19 protein-coding genes are annotated in these 20,283 nt (G+C 62.5%); 15 read left to right on the top strand and 4 right to left on the bottom strand.

Going from position 1 to position 20,283, the window contains the following annotated elements:
* Window positions 1-235: 235 nt before the first annotated feature.
* The 6 genes from LPA34_RS01205 to acpA all read left to right on the top strand — a co-directional run bounded on the left by LPA34_RS01205 (window position 236) and on the right by acpA (window position 7,670).
* The gene (locus tag LPA34_RS01205; protein ID WP_228974046.1) at window positions 236-2,059 is read left to right on the top strand and encodes a glycosyltransferase family protein; all 1,824 of its coding nucleotides are present in this window, start codon (window positions 236-238) and stop codon (window positions 2,057-2,059) included.
* A 59-nt stretch (window positions 2,060-2,118) separates the two neighbouring features.
* A complete protein-coding gene (locus LPA34_RS01210) occupies window positions 2,119-2,826 on the top strand; it encodes a chorismate--pyruvate lyase family protein (protein ID WP_228974048.1) in 708 nt (235 codons plus the stop codon).
* Window positions 2,826-3,302, top strand: a complete 477-nt coding sequence (locus LPA34_RS01215) for a DNA-deoxyinosine glycosylase (protein WP_228974051.1) — start codon at window positions 2,826-2,828, stop codon at window positions 3,300-3,302. Before LPA34_RS01210 ends, LPA34_RS01215 begins: the two co-directional genes overlap by 1 nt.
* A 749-nt stretch (window positions 3,303-4,051) precedes the next feature.
* Window positions 4,052-4,288, top strand: coding sequence for a hexameric tyrosine-coordinated heme protein (locus LPA34_RS01220; protein WP_228974053.1), 237 nt, complete (start codon window positions 4,052-4,054; stop codon window positions 4,286-4,288).
* A gap of 125 nt (window positions 4,289-4,413) precedes the next feature.
* Window positions 4,414-5,397 (top strand): helix-turn-helix transcriptional regulator, encoded by a 984-nt coding sequence (locus tag LPA34_RS01225; protein WP_228974055.1) that lies wholly within the window; start codon window positions 4,414-4,416, stop codon window positions 5,395-5,397.
* 521 nt (window positions 5,398-5,918) lie between these two features.
* Entirely contained in the window at window positions 5,919-7,670 is a 1,752-nt protein-coding gene (gene acpA, locus LPA34_RS01230; RefSeq protein ID WP_228974057.1) for an acid phosphatase, read from the top strand.
* A gap of 53 nt (window positions 7,671-7,723) precedes the next feature.
* Here the strand turns inward: acpA and LPA34_RS01235 are convergent, their stop codons facing one another.
* Entirely contained in the window at window positions 7,724-9,190 is a 1,467-nt protein-coding gene (locus tag LPA34_RS01235) for an alkaline phosphatase family protein (protein WP_228974058.1), read from the bottom strand.
* A gap of 184 nt (window positions 9,191-9,374) precedes the next feature.
* Entirely contained in the window at window positions 9,375-10,337 is a 963-nt protein-coding gene (locus LPA34_RS01240) for a 2-hydroxyacid dehydrogenase (RefSeq protein WP_228974179.1), read from the bottom strand.
* 314 nt (window positions 10,338-10,651) lie between these two features.
* On the opposite strand from LPA34_RS01240, the gene LPA34_RS01245 reads away from it, so the two are divergent.
* From LPA34_RS01245 to LPA34_RS01285, 9 genes are all read left to right on the top strand, one after another.
* On the top strand, window positions 10,652-11,410 hold the full coding sequence (locus tag LPA34_RS01245) for an SDR family oxidoreductase (RefSeq protein WP_228974059.1): 759 nt from the start codon (window positions 10,652-10,654) through the stop codon (window positions 11,408-11,410).
* A gap of 54 nt (window positions 11,411-11,464) precedes the next feature.
* Window positions 11,465-12,781, top strand: coding sequence for an MFS transporter (locus tag LPA34_RS01250; RefSeq protein WP_228974060.1), 1,317 nt, complete (start codon window positions 11,465-11,467; stop codon window positions 12,779-12,781).
* Between the two features lie 26 nt (window positions 12,782-12,807).
* On the top strand, window positions 12,808-13,197 hold the full coding sequence (locus LPA34_RS01255) for a VOC family protein (RefSeq protein WP_228974061.1): 390 nt from the start codon (window positions 12,808-12,810) through the stop codon (window positions 13,195-13,197).
* A 108-nt stretch (window positions 13,198-13,305) separates the two neighbouring features.
* The gene (locus LPA34_RS01260; protein WP_228974062.1) at window positions 13,306-14,550 is read left to right on the top strand and encodes a citrate synthase; all 1,245 of its coding nucleotides are present in this window, start codon (window positions 13,306-13,308) and stop codon (window positions 14,548-14,550) included.
* A 351-nt stretch (window positions 14,551-14,901) separates the two neighbouring features.
* The gene (locus LPA34_RS01265; protein WP_228974064.1) at window positions 14,902-15,735 is read left to right on the top strand and encodes an ABC transporter substrate-binding protein; all 834 of its coding nucleotides are present in this window, start codon (window positions 14,902-14,904) and stop codon (window positions 15,733-15,735) included.
* Between the two features lie 40 nt (window positions 15,736-15,775).
* Entirely contained in the window at window positions 15,776-16,492 is a 717-nt protein-coding gene (locus tag LPA34_RS01270; RefSeq protein ID WP_228974067.1) for an amino acid ABC transporter permease, read from the top strand.
* Window positions 16,493-16,514: 22 nt separating this feature from the next.
* Window positions 16,515-17,165 carry an amino acid ABC transporter permease gene (locus LPA34_RS01275; RefSeq protein WP_228974069.1) on the top strand — a complete coding sequence of 217 codons (651 nt, stop codon included), beginning with the start codon at window positions 16,515-16,517 and terminating at the stop codon, window positions 17,163-17,165.
* Window positions 17,162-17,923, top strand: coding sequence for an amino acid ABC transporter ATP-binding protein (locus LPA34_RS01280; protein ID WP_324251700.1), 762 nt, complete (start codon window positions 17,162-17,164; stop codon window positions 17,921-17,923). The genes LPA34_RS01275 and LPA34_RS01280 overlap by 4 nt, the downstream gene beginning before the upstream one ends.
* Before the next feature lie 95 nt (window positions 17,924-18,018).
* Window positions 18,019-18,780: an IclR family transcriptional regulator gene (locus LPA34_RS01285; protein ID WP_228974072.1), complete on the top strand. Its 762-nt coding sequence runs from the start codon at window positions 18,019-18,021 to the stop codon at window positions 18,778-18,780.
* Between the two features lie 34 nt (window positions 18,781-18,814).
* Here LPA34_RS01285 and LPA34_RS01290 read toward each other — a convergent pair whose 3' ends face one another.
* Both LPA34_RS01290 and LPA34_RS01295 read right to left on the bottom strand, forming a co-directional pair.
* Window positions 18,815-19,660, bottom strand: a complete 846-nt coding sequence (locus LPA34_RS01290) for a helix-turn-helix domain-containing protein (RefSeq protein ID WP_228974074.1) — start codon at window positions 19,658-19,660, stop codon at window positions 18,815-18,817.
* A 37-nt stretch (window positions 19,661-19,697) separates the two neighbouring features.
* Window positions 19,698-20,255 carry a carboxymuconolactone decarboxylase family protein gene (locus tag LPA34_RS01295; RefSeq protein ID WP_228974075.1) on the bottom strand — a complete coding sequence of 186 codons (558 nt, stop codon included), beginning with the start codon at window positions 20,253-20,255 and terminating at the stop codon, window positions 19,698-19,700.
* Window positions 20,256-20,283: the final 28 nt, after the last annotated feature.

The following is a 20,283-nucleotide window of genomic DNA, read 5'->3' on the forward strand; positions in this document are numbered from 1 at the left end:
TGGCGGACCTGTTCCTGTTCGAATGACACGACCCGCAAAACGCGGGCCGCGAAAGCAGTATGGGTAACGATGCAGTCGTTGAGCACCGGCGCTTTCAGAATCGTTTGTGAGATGGCGTGAACGCGTGCCGTCGTAATCTGCCGTCTGTCCGCGCCGTCGGGCATCCGCGGGCAGATGCGGTCGGATTCGACCGTGTTCTGCGACACGTCAATCTGTTGCGCCGGGTAGTCTTCCCATGTCACAGCCAGTGTTTGCGTCAGTTTCCGAATCTGTCTTCATCGTATGGTCGATCTTGCGGCAGCAGGGTCTCGACGCAGCGCTTCAATGCGCGTCCAGGCTTGCCGTCGATGGCGTGCCATCGATCGTTCACGCCGAACTGTGCGCAAGCGCCGGGGATTTCGGAAGCGCCTGGCATCTCGCTGCGCTGACCGCGCCAGATGCGAATCAGGGTGCGCGTTTCGCGCGGCTCGCGCTCTTCGCCGACGCGCTCGGCGATACACGCGCGGCGACGCGTTACAGCGAGCAGGCCGTCCTCACGCAGCCCGGCGAAGCGAGCATCGAATGGATCGTCTGGCTGAGCAATCGCTGCGCGGCCCATCCGGCTGCAGCGCACATGCTGCGCGCGTATGGACACCGGTTTCCGGACGACGCCCGTGCTCCGTGGTGGCTCGCGCAGACACTGGCGGCAATCGCGGACCCGGCGTCTTCGGCGGAGCGCCATGCGGCGCTCGCGCGCGCCTGGTCGCTCGATCCGGCGATTCACCCGGACTTGCCATTGCAGTTCGCCATCGCCTGCCGCGAGATGCGTGCATGGGACGTGATGGAGCGCGTGGCCCGTGAAGCGCTCGCGAAGCATCCCGCCGATGCCGAAATGGCCTGGCAGCTCAGTCACGCGCAATGGCAGCGCAACGACGCAGCCGCGGCCGAAGCCACCATGCGCGCCGTCGACCGCGCGGCGCCAGGGAATGCGAGCGTGGTTGCGGCCATTGGCCTGTATCTCGCGGAGCAGGCGCGTTACGACGATAGCGAAGCCGCGCTGCACGCGGCGCTTGCACTGGACCCGGGCGCGGTCATGCCGGCAGTCGATCTGGCTGAACTGGCGTTGCGACGTGGCGCGTGGCGCGACGCATGGCCGCGCTACGAAGCACGCCTCGCGCGCGGCGACCGCACGCCGGAGAACATCGTCAACGTAATGGCGCGACGCGGCCCGCGCTGGCACAACGAGCCGCTCGCGGGCAAGACGTTGCTCGTGTACAGCGAGCAGGGCAACGGCGACGATATCCAGATGGTGCGTTTGCTGCCCACGCTGGCGGCGCGTGTGCGGGACGAGGGCGGTCGCGTCACGCTGGCCTGCCGGCGTGCGCTCAAGCCGCTGTTCTCGCGCTATTACGCGGACTGCGTTTCGATCGAAGACGATACGCCCGGCCGGTGTCACTTCACGTTGCCGATGATGAGCGTGCCGTTCGTGATCGGCCTTCAGCTGGAGCACGTTCATGGCGCGCCTTATCTGTGCGCGGATGCGCGGAAAGCCGAGGCGTGGCGTGAGCTTGTGAGTGTGAACGCTGGCGGTGCATCGGGGGCATTGCAGGTCGGTCTGGTGTGGCGCGGAAGTCCCTCGCATCGACGCGATGCGAAGCGTTCGATTCCACTCCCGGCGCTTGCCCCTTTGCTCGAATTGCCGGATGTCGTATTCCATCCTTTGACGCCAGGCAGCGGCGATGAACTGGCATCCGCGTTCAACGCCGCCTGCGCGGGTACGCGCACGCCGGATCTGAGCGCCCATTACGTCGAAGGTTTCGACGATCTGGCCGCTCACGTTGCCGCGCTCGATGCGCTCGTCACCATCGATAGCGCGCCCTTGCATCTTGGCGGCGCGCTTGGGCGTCCGGTGCTGGCGATGCTCGATCACGTGTCGCACTGGTGCTGGGGCGTCGCGGAATCGCAGCCGTGGTACGACACCGTCGAGCTGTTCCGTCAGCCGCGGCCGGGCGACTGGTGGCCGGTTGTCGAACGCGTGATTGTGCGGTTGCGGCAGCTTGCGTTGGCGTCGACACGCTAGCGCACGCGCAAACGTCGCCGCGCGGAACGCAAACCGGAGCGCATCTTATAATGCGGCGCATGTCTATCCGTTTCGATGCCGCCAACGCGCACTGGCGCGCGGCGCCCATGCCCGGTTTCTCGTCAGACCAGAAAGACTGGCTCACCCGCGGCGGTTCATTGACCGCCCATCTCGCGACGCTTGGCGCGGTCATCGTCCGCGTGACGCGTGAAGCGGTCGCGCGCGCGTGGGACGATGAATACGCCGCGTTGTCCATCACGTCGCGTGCGCCGGTCTGGGTGCGTGAAGTGGTGCTGTCCGTCGATGGCACGCCGTTCGTCGCCGCGCACAGCGTCGCGCCGCTCGCCGCGAGCGTCGGCGCGTGGCAATCGATGCGGTGTCTGCGCAACCGGCCGCTTGCCGAACTGCTGTACAGCGATAGCAGCGTCGCGCGATCCGCGCTGGTGAGTCGTCGGCTCAACGCGCGACATCCGCTGTACCGGCTCGCTTCGCGCGAGATCGACACTGCCGCGCCGCACGCGCTTGTCGCGCGGCGCTCGGTATTCGAGCGACACGGCGCACCGCTGATGGTCACCGAATGCATGCTGCCCGCGCTATGGGCGTATCTTGCCTCGCGCGCGCGAACGCAGGCGCGGCCACACGATGCGCGCGAACCCGGCTACGACGCGCCGGCGCGTGCGTATCCGCGTGAACATGGACGTCCGCTCGATCACACGACATCGCGCACGCATTCCGCGCCGCGCACGCCACGTGAAGGAAGTTGCTGATGCTGCGCGGCTTTGCCCCTGTGGTCGCGGCGGATACGCACACGCTGGTGCTCGGCAGTTTCCCGGGCGAAGCGTCGCTTGTGGCGACACAGTACTACGCACATCCGCGTAACCAGTTCTGGCGGCTTCTGGGTTCCGTGACCGGTGAGGCTTCGCTTCACGAATTGCCTTATGACGCGCGGCTCAAACGCGTGCTTGCGCATGGCATCGGCATCTGGGACGTGCTGGATGCGTGTCATCGTGAGGGAAGTCTGGATTCAGCGATTCGCAACGCGCAGCCAAATGACTTTGCGTCGCTGCGAGAGCACGCGCCACGCCTTCGCAAGGTTTGCTTTAACGGCAAGGCGGCCGGACGGTTTGCCGATGTGATCGGCGCGGCGGGCTATGAAACGCTTGTGCTGCCTTCATCGAGTCCGGCGAACGCGATGCTCTCGTTCGAGCAGAAGCTGCTGCTTTGGCGAAAGATTGTCTCCTGACGTCTCGTTTTTCGAGGCTGGACTTGCTGAATGTATTGAGCGTGAAGGGCGCTTTGCGAGCCCGTTACCGTCATTCGAGTCACCGCGAGAGCAACGGCCGTTTTCAACGTGGAGCCGACGGGTCGAACGACCGTGTAAAAGCCTGGGCGAACGTCCGTAGATGGCCTGCCCGACGGCGACCGGCGCAACTCGCCCCCTGAGCCGCCATTCAAGTCTCTCGACAACGGACGGTCGCGAACCGCGATCGTCCATGAGCAGGAGAGCGGGCGGCAATCCCAATCCCACCTTCGGGATCCAGCGGTTCCGACAACATGTCAATCGGCTATTGCGTGCCTAAGAAGGTGAGCGATTGCGCGAGTGTGGAAGCGAGGCCGGTCATGAGGGCGCATCGAGCTGCCGTGGCAGAACCATGGTCCTCTCAGTTGACAATAATAGGGAAATAGGCGAGCGGCAACAGGCAGAAATCAACCTACACCCCAAGGGCAAGGACGTTTCCATCGGGTCCTGTCCCGTCTTCGCAAACAGTGTCAGTGCCCTCCACTGGTTGAACGAGTAGTTGAGCGCCGGGTCGGTTGTGGAAGGTGACGCAAGTCCGCGGCCCGCCGCAGCTTGGCACGCGACGACCGGATTTACGGATCGCGATGGCAGTCTCGCGCCGGTTACACGGTATCGGCCCTTTCATACTGGGGTGCGCCGCGCCCGAAAGCGGACGCTGACTGTTTTATCAACCGACCTCAAGGAGCCGTTCGATGGACATTACTCTCGTACCCGGCAATTCTCTCATTACGCCAACGCCGGAGGATGGTCGGCACCTGGCAATTAAAATGGCGCGCCTGGTAATCAAGGCGACGCAACCCGACGACAATACTCGAGCTAGGTTGCGCGAGGTCTATGCGAACGATGCTTCGGATCTGATTCAGGTTGGCCACGTCGTTGCGCTCGAGTTCGCCACCATTGCTGCCGCGAACAACTATTGGCGGGGCTAATCGCACACGCCGCAAACTCGCCGTACGATCCGTTGCCAGCGAGGTCCGCGGGACGGGCTCCGATGGGTCGCTGCTGATGCCGAGGGGTGCTATTCTGTGCGGGCGTTCATTGTGACGGAATCAAAATGAGTGACAGCCCGCTGCCCACTATTCGGACTTGGTCGACAAGCACCGTTCCCCCGGCGCAACGCGTTGCTTATTTCGAAGCTGCGTGTGCGACTGCGATCATTCCGTTTAGCTTTTCAGGCCCTCACACGGCGAGTTTTTGCGCGTCGATCGAGGCGGTGGAACTGGGACCCCTCTCCCTGATGCGGCACAGCGGCAGCGCACATATGGTTCGAAGCGGTAAGCTGGAAATCCAGCGTCAGATTGACCACAACTTCAACGTGCTGGCGAGTCGCCGAGGATCGTGGCGACTCAGACACCGGGATGAAAATCTGTTCGCCCCGAACATCGCTGCGTTCACCGACTCACAACTGGATTTAATGGTCGAGACACTGGAAGACTACGATTTTGTCAATCTCCAACTTCCCGTCGGCTGGGTGCGTCAGTGGTTGCCGGAGCCGCAGGTTGTGCTGGGACGCCGCATCACCCCGCACACCCCGTGGGGCCGGGCGCTGACAAACTTCATGACGGCCCTGACACCTGAAAGCATGATCCGTCCACCGCTTCCGCAACAACTCATCGCGGATCATCTGGGCGCCCTGCTCGCATTGGCCGCGAATGAGATTGCCAACGGCGGCCACTCCCCGGCGCGAGCTGACAAGTCTTTGGCCGATCGCATCGAAGAGTGTATTCGCCAACGCTGCGGAGAGCTCACGCTGACAGCCAGTGAAGTGGCACGCGCGCTAGACATCTCGCCACGAACGCTGCATCGCCATCTGGCCTCCCGCAATAAGGCCTTCGGTATTGTTCTCTTATCCGCGCGCGTCGCCGTGGCGGCCAGGATGCTCGAATCGCGACTCTTCTCGCGCCTGACTACAGCTCAGATCGGTCAACGCGCCGGATTTGCAGACCCTTCACACTTTGCACGCACGTTTCGCCGGGCAGTAGGTGTATCGCCGCTCAAATTCCGGCATGGCGAAACTGAGCCGAAATCCCACGAATGATGGTCATGATTGCTGTAGCCGACCGACGGTCGCATCTGATTTTGCATCAATGATGAGCGGCAAAATGACCTCGTCTATGTAAGCACAAGCGCATGGCAGGCTACTTCCCGGTGTTGACGGATCCGAACAGTCATTGCCCCAAGCTTGCTGCTGGGAAACCTCGAAGGCCGGTCGGCTCACCGATGATCTCATGAGCGGTATGGCCGTTGTTGAGATGCAAGAGTCATTCGAGCGTCGCCTAGCCTGCACGAGCGAACGTCACATGCTGGCCGAACCCGACCCGACATCGTACCGATGGAATACTGCTCGCCATAACTCCACGCCTTGCGCGTTTTAGTGTTCCTTTCGATGCGCGGATGTCCTGTCATCGATCTGTCATTCAAATGCCTCGCCTGCACGCTACGATCTGAAGCCGCACGCGGAGCGGACCGCCGCGGCTTCGGGCGATCCATCCGCGCATGCCGCCGGTCACCCGAGCCCGGCCCGCGCCTCTACCCCGATCACGACAAAAAGGAAGCGGCATGACAAGAAAGGAAGACCCGTCCGTTGAATCCCCGCAATCGACTGAAACGGAGAAAACGCCGTCCGCCCCGAATCCCCGCCGGCGCACGTTTCTCGGCGGGCTTGCGGCGGTCGCCGTTGGCGGTGGGCTCGCCGGCTGCGCGGCGCCCGAGGGCGCGGGCGACGGCCGCACCGCGCGCGGCCTCGGTGGCGCCGAACTCGATGCCGCACTGCGCGAGAACGTGAAGACGATCGTCGTGATTTATTCGGAAAACCGCAGCTTCAACAACCTGTTCGGCGATTTCCCCGGTGTCGAGAAGCCGCTCTTGTCGTTGAAGCCCACCGACTACCTGCAGCGCGATCGTGACGGCAAGACCGTGTTGCCGTATTTGCCGCCCGTGCCGGGTGGCTGGCTGCTCAAGGATCAGGTCGCCGACGGCGTCAGCTATCGTGCCGGACAGCAATACCAGACGAACCTGCCGAACGCGCCGTTCGCGCTCAAGGGGCCGGGCGGCGAAAACCTGCCGCTCTCGCTCGTCACGCATGACCTGTGGCATGTGTTCTATCAGAACCAGATGCAGATCAACGGCGGCCGGAACGACATGTTCGTCGCCTGGGCTGATTCCGCCGGCTTCACGATGGGCCACTACGCGAACACGAGCTACGACCTGCGCATGTGGGATCTCGCAAGCGAATACGTGCTGTGCGACAACTTCTTCCAGGGCGCGTTCGGCGGGTCGTTTCTCAATCACCAGTATCTCGCCGCGGCCACGCCGCCGCGTTATGCGAATCCGCGCGAGAGCATCGCGAAATTCCAGATCGCGGAGACCGTGAGCGGGCGCCCTGACGACCCGAACCTGAAGCCGTTGCCAGCAACGCCCCCAAGTGCGATGAATGGCGTCCCGAAGTTCGGCGCGAGCGCGCTCACGCCGCCAGAGACGCTCGCCGGCGGCGCGACGCTGAGCTACGCCGTCAACACGATGATGCCGCCGTACGCGCCGACGCCGCTCACGCCCGGCCCGGACGGCGTCGTCGATTTCCGGCTCGACGCGAACGCGATGGCCGCACCGCCGCAGACCCACGAGCACATCGGCGACAAGCTCGACGCGCGCGGCGTCGAATGGGCCTGGTATGCAGGCGCCTTCCAGGAGACGCTCGATCGTCACGGCGCGAACCTCGCGAACGGCACGCCCGTGATCCCGAACTTCCAGTATCACCATCAGCCGTTCAACTACTTCCACAATCTCGCGCCGGGCACCGAGGCCCGCGCGAAGCGTCTGCGCGACGGCGGCCTCGGCGACGACGAGAGCACGAACCGCTTCCTCGCCGACGCGCGCGCGGGGCGTCTGCCCGCTGTCACGTTCTACAAGCCGCAGGGCAACCTGAATATGCATGCGGGCTATGCCGACGTCGCCTCGGGCGACCGCCACATCGTGCATGCGGTCAAGGCGCTGCGCGCGAGCCCGCAGTGGAAGAACATGGTCGTGATCGTGACCGTCGACGAGAACGGCGGCTGGTGGGACCACGTCGCGCCGCCGAAGGGTGACCGGTGGGGGCCGGGCACGCGCGTGCCGGCACTCGTCGTCTCGCCGTTCGCGAAGAAGGGATACGTCGACCACACGGTCTACGACACGGGCTCGATCCTGCGTCTCGTCACGCGCGTGTTCGGGCTCGCGACGCTCGACGGTCTGAAGCTGCGCGATGACGCGATGCGTGCGCGCGGACAGACGCCGATGGGCGATCTCACCCATGCGCTGACGTTCGGCGCGTAACGTAACGTAACGGGAGCGAAGGGCGATGCCGTCGGGACGGCACCGTCCTTCGTTCAGTGCCCGCTGTCGCGCCGGTTGCGCCGGCGCTGGATATGCTGGCTCCACGCGGCCGAGCGGTCGCGGATGAAGTTCGTGAGCCCGGCGCTCGAAGCCGGCAACGGGTCCGGCTCCACGTCGTAATGGCCTTTCTCGTTGCGGACCGGCAGCGCGGCGACGCGGGCCGCCTGCAGGCGATCGAGCCGCGAAGGCGTCGAGGCGTTCTGGTGATGCGGGCTCGAAACCGGCACCGCGACGTTCGCGAGCGGATCGTCATCGCGCGGCCGGTCGAGTGTGAGCACGTCGCCCAGCGACGGCGCGGCCGCGTCGCGTTTCGTGAGCGGTTGCGTGCCCCAGCGCTCGTGAATCGTCTTCAGCACCGACGTGTGGTCGATCGTTTGTCCCTTCGGCGCATGGAACACCGAGCCTGCCTCGATCAACGGCGAGACGAGCACGGCCGGCACGCGCAGGCCGAAGCGCGTGAAGTCGAAGCCATATTCGCCGACCGTGCCATCGCCGGGCGGCGTTGCGTTCGACGGCGGCGCGACGTGGTCGTAGTTGCCGCCGTGCTCGTCGTAGTTAATGACAAGCAGCGTCGAGTGCCAGGCCTTGCCATTGCGCAGGGCGTAATAGGTGTCGTGGATAAGCTGCTCGCCGGCTGCGACGTCGTAGTTCGGATGCTGGCTGTTGCCGGTCGCGTCCCAGCTCGGCTCGATGAACGTGAACGCGGGCAGCTTGCCACTCGCGGCGAGCGCCTGGAAATCGCGGAAGTGGCCGAAATGACGCTCGTCGGCGTGCTGCACGTCGGGGAAGTCATGGCGCGTGAGCGGATCGCGGTTGTAGCCGAAGATCGCCCAGTCGACCTTCGCGTCGCCGAGATCCGAGAGGCGGCCGAAGATGCTCGGGCACGTGAAGATCTTGACGTGGTCGTCGAGATGGCCTTGCGACGTGCCCGCGAGCGCGAACGCGCGATTCGGCATCGTCATCGTGGGCACCGACGCGAACCATGCATCGCACACGGCATAGCCGCGCGCGAGCCCTGAGAGCATCGGCAGCAGCTCAGGCGTGTACATGCCCATGATCTGCGATGGCTCGGTGCCGGGCAACGAGTCCTTGTAGTGCTTCGCGAGATCCGACGCGATCGCCGACCTGAAGTTCAGCACAAAACCGCCGTTGTCCGGCACGGCACCGGGGGCGGGGTCGTCGGTTGAGAACAGCTGGTAGTTCGTGTTGTAGAAACCTTCGCCAGGATCGGCACCCGGCATCAGATACGGATGCGGATCGCTCGCCTGGATGCGGTAGACCTGGACCTCACGGCCTGTGTCGTCGGGATTCGATTCGTTGCCGGTGAGGCCGTCGAACGCGTGGCCGAGCGGGGAACGGTTTCCAGTGGCGCTGTAGAGGAAACCGAGCATCTGGTCGAAGGAACGGTTTTCCAGCATCAGATACACGATGTGATCGATTTCCCCAAGCTTGTTCGCCATGGCAGTCTCCTTTACGAACTTCGCAAAGTACGGCGCTTGCGTGATCGTTGTGTGACCGCCCCGGTGTGTATCCCGCTGGAACATCCATGAAAGCGCCTGCGCTTCGTGAATGGCCTTGTGACGCGTGGCTGGGACATGCCCAGCCACGCGAGCATTGCAAACCCTGATTCGGGGAGTTCGGGCCTCAGACTGGATTCAGCGCAGGCCGCCCATCCAGCACGGCGGCGACATTGTCGAGCGCCGTAAACCCCATCTGGTCGCGGGTCTCGATCGTGGCGCTGGCCATATGGGGCGTCAGAAACACGTTGTCGAGTTCCGCGAAGCGCTTGTCGACATTGGGTTCGTTCCGGTACACGTCCAGCGCCGCGCTGAACAGATGCCCCGAAGTCAGGGCGTCGTATAGCGCATCTTCGTCCACGAGGCCGCCACGTGCCGCGTTGACAAAAACCGCGCCCCTTGGCAGGCGTCCAAACTCATTTTTCGTCATCAGCGGGACACCTCCTCCCGGCACGTGCAGTGTGAGCATCTGGCAATGCGGCAGCATTTCGTCGAGGCTGGCGTAAAACGCAGCACCATTTTCCACCGACGGAGCTGCACGGCGGGTATCCGTGTAGATCACGCGCATGCCGAAACCCTGCGCGCGCTTCGCGACTGCCCGGCCGATACGCCCGAATCCAACGATGCCGAGCGTCTTGCCATTCACTCGCATGCCCAGCATTTCGGTCATGCCAAACGATTTGCCCCATCCGTTGCGCATGATTCGTTCGTACTCCGACGCGCGGCGGCAGGCCGCGAGCACGAGGAGCATGGAGAAATCGGCCGTGCATTCGGTCAGCGCATCGGGTGCGTTCGTGACGACGATTCCCCTTTCGCGGGCGGCAGCCACGTCCATGTGATCGATGCCCGCACTCGCGTTCGTAATGATCCTGACAGTCGAGGGCAGCGCGGCAATGTGCTCCGCCTGCAAACCGGACTTCTTTCCGATCAGTACGGCCGGCACGTCGTGCTTCGTGCAGAAGTCGACGACAGACCATGAGTCCATATCGGACTCGGTCACGAAGGCATGGAATTCAGCCTCGGCGCGATTCGCCACGGCTGTGGGAACCTTTCGCGCAATCAACAGCCGGGTACGTTTATTTTCCAACATGGTTTTTCCCTGGATGAACAGACGTCGAGAGACTACGAAACCGCAGACCGGGCCGTCAATGTTGATCGTGTGAATCAACTCGTCGGAAATGATTTGTACCCTTATTCACCTGGACGTACCCCGCGCGTTGCGATCGGCTTCCTTTCACGCGCCTGGCCCGCGTCGCTGCGGGCAACGCCTGCATCAGGAAAACCCTGATGCGATCCCACCGGTAATGCCCTCAGACGTTGATTCAATGAATCAAGATTGCTCAACGCATGGCGCGAATGCAAACCTCTTTCCCGTGTTCAACTGAATTGTCGAGAGGAAGTGAAATGCTTGCATCGAAGAAATTCGCCGCCGTGACAGGTGCCGGCTCCGGCATCGGCCGCGCCGCTGCCGTGGCGCTCGCCAACGCTGGATTCGTCGTCGCGCTGATCGGGCGCAGAGCCGAACCGCTGCTGGAAACGAAGGAAACAATCGGTATTGCCGGCGGAGAAGCGCATGTATTCCAGGCCGACGTTGCCGATGCAGCATCGGTCGAGCACGCGTTTTCGCAGATCGCCAGGGCATTCGGTCGGCTCGACGTGCTCTTCAACAACGCGGGCCGCAACGCGGGGGCCGTCCCCCTGGAAGACTACGAGGTCGATTTCTGGAACGATGTCGTGGCCACGAATCTGACCGGCGTCTTTTTGTGCGCGCGGGCCGCGTATCGCTTGATGAAAGCACAGTCCCCTCAAGGCGGACGAATCATCAACAACGGATCGATTTCAGCGTACTCGCCGAGGCCACATACGATTGCCTATTCGGCAACCAAACATGCCGTCACCGGCATCACCCGATCGATCGCGCTGGACGGACGCGCATTCAACATCGCCTGCGGCCAGATCGATATCGGCAACGCGGCGACGCCACTCACGGAGCGCATGAACCGGGGCGTGCTGCAAGCGGATGGAAGAATGGCGCCCGAACCAAGAATGGATGTGACGCACGTGGCGAACGCGGTTGCGCACATGGCCAGTCTCCCACTCGAGGCCAATGTTCTCAACATGACCATCATGGCGAGCGCCATGCCGTTCGTCGGCCGCGGATAAACCGGCCTGCCGTCAAACATAAAAAGACAACAGACTCATGTTCTGGAGACACCGATGAAAGTCGTAGAGGAACAAACATTACTGGCGCGAAGCCCGGCTTACGCCGATACCGCGAAACGCACCAGGGTGCGGTACGTCGTACTCTCGATGCTGCTCGTGGCAACCATCCTCAATTACGTGGACCGGTCGGCACTGGGCATCGTCGCGCCGGGCCTCTCGAAGAGCCTGGCGCTCAACAAGATGCAGATGGGCGAGCTGTTCGCGGCATTCGGCCTTGCCTATTCTGTTGCCCTCGTGCCTGGCGGCGTGCTGACCGACATTCTCGGCTCGCGCGTAGCCTATGCGCTGTCGCTCGTCGGCTGGTCATTCGCCACGCTGACGCAGGGTTTCGCGAGCGGCTATCAGATGCTGTTCGGTTCGCGGCTCGCCATCGGCGCACTGGAGGCGCCGGCCTTTCCTTCGAACGCGCGCGCCGTGACGTTGTGGTTTCCCGCCCGGGAGCGCGGCTTCGCGACCAGCGTCTATGTCATGGGGCAATACATCGGGACGCCGCTCTTCACTGGCCTGTTGCTGTGGATTTCCACCGCATACGGCTGGCGTACCGTTTTTTTCGTGACGGGTGGCTTCGGCATTCTGTTCAGCATGCTCTGGTACCGGATTTATCGCGATCCGCTTCAGCATGCGGGCGTGAATGCCGCCGAGCTGCAATACATCAATGAAGGCGCCACGGCGTCGCGCAAGCCTCGCGAGAAGTTCGACTGGCGCATGGCGCTCAAGCTGCTCAGCTACCGGCAGATTCTCGCCATCTGCCTCGGCAAGTTTTGCAATAACACCCTGCTGGTCTTCTTCACCACGTGGTTCATGACCTATCTGATCGAAGCGCGTCATATGTCGATGATCAAGGTCGGGATCTTCCAGGCACTCCCTTTTATCGGCGCGACGATCGGTATTCTTGTTGCCGGCTACCTCTCGGATTTTTTCATCCGGCGTGGAGTATCGATTTCCACTGCGCGCAAGGCGCCGCTCATCATCGGAACAGCGCTTGGCGCGTCTATCGTGCTCGTCAACTTCGTCCAGTCGAACGAACTGGTGATCGCCATCCTGACTGTCGCGTTCTTCGCGCAGGGTGTCGGGTCGATGTCGTGGGCCGCCGTCTCCGAAATCGCGCCTCGACAGTACGTCGGACTGACCAGCAGCATTACCAGTCTGGCGGCCAATATCGCGGCCGTCACCACGCCGCTCATGATTGGCTACATTACCCATCACACCGGCCACTTCTACTGGGCCCTCAATCTGATGGGCGCGATATGTCTGCTCGGGACGCTCTCTTACTCCGTGCTGCTGGGGAAGCTTTCCCGCATCGAACTGTGATGCTTTCAACTAACCGGTGAGATCGAATGATTGAATTCAAGTGGGATCATCTGCAACTGTGCTCGGCGGATGCCGAGGCCACCGCCGCATGGTTCGCGCGCTGCCTGAACGCCGAGATCGTGCGTCGCCCGGGGCGAGTGGATGTGCGCATCGGCAGCATCAACCTTTTCATCACTTCGCTGGCGAGCGCCCAAACCACCCGTCCTCATGGTGAGCGGAAGGAGGGCATCGATCATTTCGGCGTGGTCGTGGACGATCTCGATGCAGCGTTCGACCATCTGTTGCGTTGCGACGCGGAAATCGTCGAGCCGGTCAAGCAGGTTCGCCCCGGCGTCAGAGCCTGTTTTGTGCGATCGCCGGGCGACATTCTCGTCGAGATCCTGGAGCGGCGACCCGCCGAGATGACTTTTATCTGAAAAAACGTCAGTATTGACGCCGGACCGGTCGCGCTCGCATGCAACGCGCGATCCGTATCGCAATTCCTCTCCTGCCGCGTTCCACCGCCTCACCTTGCCTGCCATCCCATGCGAAACTGGATCACTCTGACGGAAGCAGCCCGACAACTCGGAGTGCAGGCTCAGACTGTCTATGCGTACGTAAGTCGAGGCAATATCGCGGTCATGTCGGATCCGCATGATCCGCGCAAGAGTCTCTATCGCGCGGAGGACGTCGCTGTTCTGTGTCGCAAGAAACAGGTGGGACGCAAGCGCGAGGCGCTCGCCGCCGGGACGATATTCGGTGCGGAGCCCTGCATTTACAGCGGCATCACCACCTTCGCAAAAGGCCGGGCATATTACCGGGGACGGGACAGCATCCGGCTAGCGGACACGGCGACGCTTGAGGACGTGGCGGCCATTCTCTGGAATGCGCGCACGTCCGTTTCCTTCGAAACCGGGGACGTGCCACTACAGGGTAACGAGCGAGGCAGGCAATGCGCGTTCACATCGCTGGCGGCGCTTGCGGCCTGCGGGCACTCGACCCTTGGACGCACGGACAGTGCACTGCATGTGGAGGCTGGCCGGCTCGTGGCGTTCGTCGCGCAGGCGTTTGGCGCCCGATGTGACGCGAACGCACAAAGGGTGCATGAACGTCTCGCGCTCGGCTGGGGCCAGGACCGCGATGGCGCCGAACTCATCCGCCGCGCCATGGTCCTCGTGGCCGACCACGAGATCACGAGTTCCGCGTTCGCCGCGAGGATTACCGCCTCCACCGGCGCATCGCTGCCGGGATGCCTGCTCACGGGGCTCGCGACGCTCTCAGGCCCGTTGCATGGCGACGCGTCAGGCCGCGTGCGGGCTGTGTTCGACGACGTCCGAAGACTCGGTGCGGAGTACGTCGTTGCCCATCATTTGCAGTCGGCCATCCCAATCCCGGGGTTCGGACATCATCTGTATCCGGACGGCGATCCGCGGGCGGGCGCATTGCTCGAAATGCTGAATCCCCCTCAAGAGCTTATGTCGTTCGTCACCAGGGTGGTGGAGCTGACCGGGCTCAAGCCGAATATCGACGTTGCGCTTGCCGCGCTCGCGGCGCAGCTGGAATTGCCACGCGATGCGTCGTTCGCGTTGTTCGCAACGGCCCGGAGTGTGGGTCTGCTCGCGCATTGCATCGAGCAGCTTCAGGTCGGCAAGGTCATACGGCCACGAGGCCGCTATACCGGACCCGCACTGGAGGACGCCAGCCCCGCGTTGCCCGCGGAAGGTGGCGAGAAGACGCTCGATCCGGCCACGCTCGACAAGAATCGGCTGTTCAAGGCGGTTGAGCCCTGAGAAGGCGTAAAGCCGGGTCTTCGCTGAAACGCAAGGTCGATCCGCGCTTCGACGGAGCGGGGAACGGTGCCGTCAATCCGGATTCGTATCTGGCCGCCTCTTTCACCTTGAAAGCATCGCACGGCTATAAAACATGCCCGGGCGATGCTGACGTATACCCCATTGCGACGATTTTTTTTCCGTGGAACACTGCGTTTCATCTGCTGTGTCGGACACGAGTCCGGTATATCAGACAGTTGAGCATAGGCGCACGATTATCTCGATCTCATCCGTCGGAGCATGTTGCGAGCGCCATGCCGATCACCGTTTCTTTCCACGCACCGACTCATCACTTCAGATCGGGACCCAAAAATGAGACTCGTCAGAGAAAGCGCAAGATTTGCTGGTTTGTTCGCTGTGACCGCTCTGCTGGTGTTCGCCGGCTGCACAAAGATCGCCACGTCCGATCAGGGCGGCGCGGTCAATTCGACGCTGAAGCAGGTCCTGCAGCGTGGGACGCTGCGAGTAGGCGATTGCCTGACCTTTGCACCGTTCGGCTTTTACAACAAGGCCGGCCAGCCCGATGGCTACGACGTCGACCTGGCGAAAGAACTGGCGAAGCAAATGGGCGTCAAGCTCGAGGTCGTGAATACGACGAGCGCCAATCGCATTCCGAACCTCCAGACCAGCAAGGTCGACGTGGTGTTCTGCAACTTCACCCGCAACCTCGAGCGTGCGAAGGAAATCGCGTTCACGAATCCGTACGTGGTAGCGAGCGAGGCGCTGCTCGTGAAGAAAAGCAGCGGCATCAAGTCCATCAAGGACATGTCGAACCGTACGATTGCCACCGTCAAGGGTTCCACGAACGGCGACGAAGTGCGCTCGCTGAATATGCAGGTGAAGATCCAGGAATTCGACAGTTCGGAGGCAGCAATCCTCGCCGTCAAGCAGGGCCAGGCCGACGCGATGATCGAGGACAACAACTTCCTCGCCTATCAGGCATCGCTCGATCCGGAACTGACCGTGACCAACGAAGCGCTGGTTCCTCTCGAATACAACGCGTTTGGGGTGAAGGCGGGAGACCAGGTCTGGCTCGACTACCTGAACCTGTTCCTGTTCCAGGTCAACGCGTCGAAGTTGAACGCACAGCTCTACAAGAAGTGGTTCGGCTCAGACCCGCGTTTCCCGCTGAATCCACAGTATTGAATCCGCGTCTGCTCTACGTCGATTGAGAGACGGAGGAACCATGAGCTATGAATGGCTGACCCTTGCGGGCTACTGGAATGATTTCGTTCACGCGGCGTGGCTGACACTCCAGATCACGCTGCTGGCTTTCATCCTCGCGCTGCTGCTCGGCTTGCTGACCGCGCTGGCAAGCGCGTCGCGCGTCGGGCTGCTGCGCGCCGTTGCGAGTGTCTATATCGAGGCGATTCGCAATACGCCGGTGCTGCTGCAGATCTTCATCGTGTTCTTCGGCTTGCCGTCGCTCGGCATCACACTCAACGCCTACACGGCTGGCGTCATTGCGTTAGGGGTGAACGTCGGCGCGTATCTGGCCGAGGTATTTCGCGCGGGCATCCAGTCCGTGTCGCGCGGTCAGATGGAAGCGGCATCGATCCTCGGCCTCTCGCGCTCGCAGATCTTCGTCGAGGTCGTTCTGCCGCAGGCCGCGCGCGCCGTCTATCCGGCGATCGTCAACAACCTGATCCAGCTGCTGCTCGGCACATCGCTTCTGTCAGCGATCGCACTACCGGAGTTGAGCGGAACGGCGACGGTGATCAACGCACGCACGCTGCTCTATATCCAGACCTTCACGATCACGCTGATCATCTATCTGGTGTTGAGCAACTTCCTGTCGTGGGTGGCGGCCCAGCTCGGCGTGCGCGTTTTTCATCCGCCGCTGGTCATGAAGAAACGTACGCGCCGTTCGTTCCTTGTCGCGCGACAGGCCGATCGCACCTGAGTGCCCAAACCGGAGATCGAAGATGTCAAGCGAATTGCTAACGACGAGCCTCGCGATCCTGCTTCAGGGTCTGCTGGCGACACTGCTTCTGTCCGCGGCGTCGATTGTCGGTGGAACGCTGATCGGCCTGCTGGCAGCCGTATTGCGTTCATTCGGGCCCTGGGGTACGCCGCGCGTCGCAAGACTCTATACCGAACTGTTTCGCGGCACGCCCGTGCTGATCACGCTGATGTTCATCTATTTCGGCGTGTCGTACTTCGGTTATGCGATCGATGTGTTCGCCGCGGGTGTGGTGGGCTTGAGCGTCTATCAGGGCGCCTACATTGCCGAGGTGTTCCGCTCCGGCATCGAAGCTGTTCCGAAAGGACAGTGGGAGGTGTCGCAGATCCTCGGGCTCAGCAAGACCCAGGCTTTCTTTTCGGTGGTTCTGCCGCAGACCGGAAAGATCGTGATGCCGCCGCTCATCGGCCAGTATCTGTCGCTCATCAAGGACACGTCGATCGTCAGCATGATCGGCATGTCGGAATTGATGCATGGGGGTCAGGCCATCGTCGACCGGGTCGGGAAGCCGGTGGAAATCTATGGACTCGTTGCCGTGCTGTATTTCATCGTGTGCTTTCCACTGTCGCAGTGGGTGCGCCACCATGATCGAAGAAGGAGCCTGTTGTCATGACCGTTACTACTACGACCACTGCGTCCAGACCCATCATCAACCTCGCCGGCGTCAGCAAGTCCTTTGGCGCCACGCAGGTGCTCAAGGAGATCAACCTCGATGTGCGGCCGGGCGAAGTGCTCGTGCTGATCGGCGCCTCCGGTTCCGGGAAAAGCACGGTGCTGCGCATCATGAGTGGCCTTGAAACGGCCGACGCAGGCGAGGTCTGGGTCAACGAAGTGCCGCTACACGATGCGCGACGGGCTAGAGAAATCCGTGGGCACGTCGGCATGGTGTTTCAGCAGTTCAACCTGTTTCCACATAAGACCGCGCTTGGCAACGTAACGCTCGCGCTCATCAAGGCGCGCAAGATGAGCCCGGCCGATGCGCGCAAGCGGGCGATGGATACGCTCGACCGCGTGGGGCTCGCCGACCGCGCCGCGCACTATCCGAGCCAGCTCTCGGGCGGCCAGCAGCAGCGCGTGGCGATCGCGAGGGCGCTGGCAGTCGAGCCGGGCATCATGTTCTTCGACGAGGCGACGTCCGCCCTCGACCCGGAACTCGTCGGCGAAGTAACCGAGGTCATGCGAGGGCTGGCGCGCGACGGAATGACGATGGTTGTCGTCACACACGAGATGGGCTTCGCGCGCAAGACCGCCGATCGTGTCGTGTTCATGGATAAGGGTGTGATCGCGGAGCAGGGCGCACCCGAGCAGATCTTCGTGGACCCGCGGAACGAACGCACGCGCCAGTTCCTGCATCGCGTGCTCGACCATTGAGCGCGCGACCGGACGGGGAAGAGACGCTTGTTGCCCGCCAGACTCACGTCAAACAAAAGATGAACCGCGAACCTGTCGTCGATGGAGTTGAAGGAATGTCCGCACCAGAATCATCGAGGGCGAGAGGCGTTGACCGCGTCGTCGGAATTTTCAGGCAGTTGCATATCGCGCGGCGTCCGATGACGATGCGCGATCTGATTGAAGCGACCGGCGCGCCGCGTTCGAGCATCTACGAACTGGTCACCATTCTCACGGAAGCGGGATGGCTCGAAACCGCGGCGGACGGCAGTGTGTTTTTTGGCCGCGAGATGCATTACTACGGCGCCGATTACGCAGTACACAACGATCTGATCAGTCGCGCGCACCAGGCGATTCTCGCGCTGGTCAGGAACCACGATGAGACCGCGCAACTGTGCATGCTCGAAGGCAACAAGTACACCGTGGTGCTGTCCGAGAACAGCTCGCGACCGTTCAATATCAGTTCCGACATCGGCGTGAAGGTGCCGATTCCGTGGACCGCAACGGGCCGCCTGTTGCTCGCACACCTGCGCGCGGACGAGATCCGCGCGCTGATTCCAGACGAAGACTTCATTCTCGACAATGGCAGGCGCGTTGAATTCGAGGACTTTCTCCATGACGTCGAGCGCACTGCTGAACAGGGTTACTGCTGTACAGAAGGCCTTTCGCACACGTTTCGATACTGCATGGCGGCACCCATACATGATCGAACGGGTCTGGCGGTCGCCGCGCTCTGCTTTATGACGAGCCGCGACACGGCGCCGGAAAAGCGCACGGCGATGCTCGAAGATCTCATCAGGTCCGCGAAGGCGTTGTCGCAGCCTTACGCGCGGCTGTAGCGGTCGGTGGGATCGCAGCCGGCAAAGCCGCCGCTCAGTGTTCCTTTGAGTGCGCTGCGAGCAGTTGCTGATGGCGTGCTTCGGTTGCATCGTCGGCGGGGAACATACATTCCAGGCGCAGTTCCTGCGCGGCAACGGTCTGCGGTGTTCCGACGCTCGTCACCATCGAAAAATAGCGGAGAACCACGCCCTCGCTGACGAAGCCGAGCGGAATGACCGGCATCGTGGGCGTGACGGTCGGCGCACGGTGCGTCTTCCAGTCGGGCGGCACATCGGGATACGCAAGCAGTTCGTCGAGCAGACGCGTTGTATTGTCGTCGATGACGTGACCGACCGATTCGCGATACACCCGTTGCAGCAAACTTCGCGAGACGTTGTCCCAGTCGGCCACGAACGGACGCATACCCTGCGGATCGAAAATCAGATGCAGCATGTTGCGCGGTCCTTCGCGCGACGCCATGTCGATGAAGTGGTTGAAAAAGCGAAGCGCCGCGTCGTTGGTCATCAGGACGTTCCAGTGACGGTCCATCACGATCGCCGGAAACGGTTCGTGCTGGCGAACGACCCGCTCAAGCGCACGGATGACGCTGTGCATCTCCTGTGCGTTCCACGGTGCCTCCGAATACACGGGTGCGTAGCCAGCGGCGAGCAACAGGGCATTACGCTCGCGCAGCGGCACGTCGAGCGTCTGCGCGAGGGTCAATAGCGTGTCCCGACCCGGCGCGCTGCGTCCGCTTTCAATGAAGCTGATCTGGCGCTGCGAGACACCGGCCTCGAGCGACAGATCGAGCTGACTCACGCCACGCACGTCACGCCAATAGCGCAATAAATCACCAAGTTCGCTCCGCGGCACTTTTGGATCGGGACGGGTGACGTTCATCGGATTCCCCTGATCAAGACGGGTGAATATAACGCGCTCAGGTCGCGCTCGCATGCCAGACGAACTCCTCAAACGGCGCTTCGAGCGCCGGCTGGGTCACGCTGCTGGTGTAGTTCGTGATAGCAGATGCTGCCACCACCGCAATGACCTCGAGTATCTGTTCGGAACTGAACCCCGCGTCGAGGAAGCGTCGCTGGTCCGATTCGGCAACGCGACCGCGCTTTTCGATCAGCGTGCGCGCCAGCGTCGACAGCGCGGCCAGTCTGGTGTCGCCAGGCAGGCCGCCGTGCCGGATTGCGTCGACATCCGCCGGATGCAGGCCGGCCTTCAACGCGAGGGCCGAGTGAAACGCGACAGGCCACTCACTGGCGTTCGTGACCGCGTTGGTCAGCAGCAACGTCTGGATCTGCGGCTCCGTCAGACTGCTCGCATGCACGCGCTCGAACAGGCCGATGAAGCCGTTGATCAGCGCCGGTGAAGCGGCCATCGCGGCCGCGATGTTCGGAATCAGGCCGAACGCCTGTTGCAGTTGCTGGAGCACGGGCTTCGATTGCGCGGGCGCGGACTCGATCGTGTGAACGGGATAGCGGGACATGGTATCTCCTTGACGGTGAGCGCCACCG

Source organism: Paraburkholderia gardini, assembly GCF_907164575.1.
Taxonomy (GTDB): Bacteria; Pseudomonadota; Gammaproteobacteria; order Burkholderiales; family Burkholderiaceae; genus Paraburkholderia; species Paraburkholderia gardini.